General features: G+C 36.3%; 3 protein-coding genes. 1 reads left to right on the top strand and 2 read right to left on the bottom strand.

Going from position 1 to position 2615, the window contains the following annotated elements; genetic code table 11:
• Both ACQR30_RS18250 and ACQR30_RS18245 read right to left on the bottom strand, forming a co-directional pair.
• Positions 1-255 (bottom strand): hypothetical protein (locus ACQR30_RS18250; protein ID WP_429737238.1); only part of this gene is annotated, 255 nt, incomplete at its 3' end.
• Between the two features lie 84 nt (positions 256-339).
• Complete coding sequence (locus ACQR30_RS18245) at positions 340-1464, bottom strand: glycosyltransferase (protein ID WP_429737237.1); 1125 nt, start codon at positions 1462-1464, stop codon at positions 340-342.
• A gap of 170 nt (positions 1465-1634) precedes the next feature.
• On the opposite strand from ACQR30_RS18245, the gene ACQR30_RS18240 reads away from it, so the two are divergent.
• Positions 1635-2615: DUF5107 domain-containing protein (locus tag ACQR30_RS18240; RefSeq protein WP_429737236.1), on the top strand; the 981-nt coding region annotated here is incomplete at its 3' end.

The raw sequence follows: 2615 nt of genomic DNA, 5'->3' as shown, positions 1-2615 counted from the left end.
CTGATTAATTTTTATATAAGGAAATAAAAAATTATTGTTAGGAAGAGCAATCCCCTGTTCACGCAGGCGCAAAGATGCGACAGAAGACACATTGCTCAAAGAATCTGCGGCCTCTTTAGCCGACTGCTCCACCCTAAATCGTATTTTTTGCTCTTGGGTTTGTACAATGTTGATCACCCAATTGACTTGTAACAAAACAAATCCAATGAGCGATATAGCCACCAAGACCAAACTTACCGAGATTGCTTTTTTCATTCTTTAAAAATAAAAACTAAAGGTGACAAATGTACTTATTAGGAGTGCTAATAAATTCAGAAAGTATTTTGGCGCCTGAATCGGCTACCATTTTTTTTCAGGTTTACGCAATAATGCAGGTAGCATAATAAAATAATACAAAAACATCCAAATATCAAATAATAGAAACTGAGACCATAAATCCTCTTCATTTAATTTACGCATAGCTTTCTTCCAGATAATAGCTAAAGTGATTAAACGGACTGCATAAACACTAAGAGCCATCCACCAATTAAAATATATTACAGATAAAATCAATAACGGATATACCAAAAAATTAGAAAAAGCATATAATCCTAAAAGCAATTTAAACTTTGGCTTATAATATTTAGAAGTAGTGTAATGTCGGCGTTTTTGCCGCATCCATTCACTCCAGGTAGTTTTTGGGTCACTGATTGTATGCGCTTGTTGCTCTATAACAATCGCAGTATTCTTTTTAGTAGCAATTTTCAAAATAAACAAATCGTCATCTCCGCCCGGAATATGATTAATCGAAGCAAAACCTTTATTCTTAATAAACATTTCTCGCTTATATGACAAGTTGCGCCCCACGCCCATATAGGGCATCTTTGCCAGCGCAAAACTAAGATATTGCAACGCGGCATGAAAGGTTTCAAATCGAATAAGTTTGTTCAAAACACCTCGCTTTTTTGCATAGGCTCCATAACCCAACACAACATCTATCCCCTCTGTATAAGCTTCTTGCATCATCTTTATCCAATGCTCAGAAGCCGGAAAACAGTCAGCATCAGTAAGTAAAATAACTTCATGTTTCGAAGATTTAATACCCATGGAGAGGGGGAATTTTTTACCAGGAATACCCAGTGCATCCTGAGTTAAAGTAAGTATTTTCAGTCCCTTAAAGCGTTTGTACAACCCCTCTAATAAATACTTGGTTTCGTCTGTTGAATTGTCATTTACAACAATTACTTCATGTGTAGTCGCATAATCCTGCAACAATATTGCGGGCAGGTGAATGGAAAAATTTTCTGCTTCATTTTTACCACAAACAATTATAGATACAGGATATTCCTGCGAATTGGTCTTGGGTTTTGGTTGATAAAAAGCGAGCTTTCTAAACACAATTAAATAGTAACCCAATTGAATTACGATAATTAAACAAAAGGCCGAAAATAAGATAAGCCCCAAAGGAAGCGAGGTAAATGTCATAGCACAAAAATAAGTGTAGTTTTAATGTAACCACATTTTTTTAAAGAAAGAAGTTGAAAATACTTCCTGCTGATCTTGATGTTTAACTCTATGGGAAAAGTTTGTCGTAACTTCGAAAATAAGGTGTTTCGAGAATTCCTTCCTTTTCTTAACCATTTTAATTATAAGAAATGCGCAAAAAATATGCTGCCCTACCTGTTTTCATTGAACTTCTATTTATATTGCCATTAATTTCGTTTGGCCAATCACCTTCCTCTGTAAAGGAATATAAAAAAATTTTTGCTACCTATCCTTTCTCGGACCCCGATCCTGTAGCGAACCCCACTCATATTTACCCTTATTTCCGGTTCGATGGTTTCGCCGGTACTTCTATTCAGCAAAAATGGGATGTAGTAGCACTGGAAAACGATTTTATCAAAGTAATCATTATGCCACAAATTGGTGGAAAAATATGGACAGCAATTGATAAAAAAAATGGCAAACCTTTTATCTACGATAATGATGCCGTTAAATTTCGCGATATAGCTTTGCGCGGACCTTGGACAAGTGGGGGTCTTGAAGCCAATTTTGGTATTTTTGGACACACGCCTGGAGTTGCTACACCTGTTGATTACATTACCCAACAAAATAGTGATGGAAGCGCAAGCTGTACAATAGGCTTATTAGATCTTTTGACACAAACACATTGGAGCATGGAAATACTTCTGCCAAAAGATAAGGCTTATTTTTTAACAAAAATAATCTGGCACAATGGAAGTGGAATAGATCAACCCTATTATAGTTGGATGAACTTAGGTGAAAAGGTCGCCGATAGCCTTGAATATGTGGAACCCGGCAATTATTATTTAGGACACGACGGCTCTCTGCATAGCTGGCCTTTTGACGAAAAAAACCACAAGCAGATTTCTATTTATGCACAAAACGATTTTGGCTCTTACAAATCGTATCATGTTACAGGTATTTATAGCAAATATTTTGGCACATTTTGGCAAAAAGAAAACTATGGCATGATCCATTACGCTGAAAGAGGAGACAAAATTGGCAAAAAGGTATGGATTTGGGGATTATCTAAACAAGGAATGATCTGGGAAAAATTGCTTACTGACAGTAGCGGGCAATATAGCGAACTACAAAGTGGGAGAATGTACAAT

The organism is Arachidicoccus sp. (assembly GCF_050436765.1).
Classification (GTDB): Bacteria; Bacteroidota; Bacteroidia; order Chitinophagales; family Chitinophagaceae; genus Arachidicoccus.
The sequence above is the reverse complement of the archived record's forward strand: the minus strand, read 5'-3'. Positions and strand labels throughout refer to the sequence as shown.

Excerpts from the sequence above, each read along its gene's own strand:
- ACQR30_RS18245 (WP_429737237.1), bottom strand. The coding sequence starts at position 1,464 with ATGACATTTACCTCGCTTCCTTTGGGGCTTATCTTATTTTCGGCCTTT.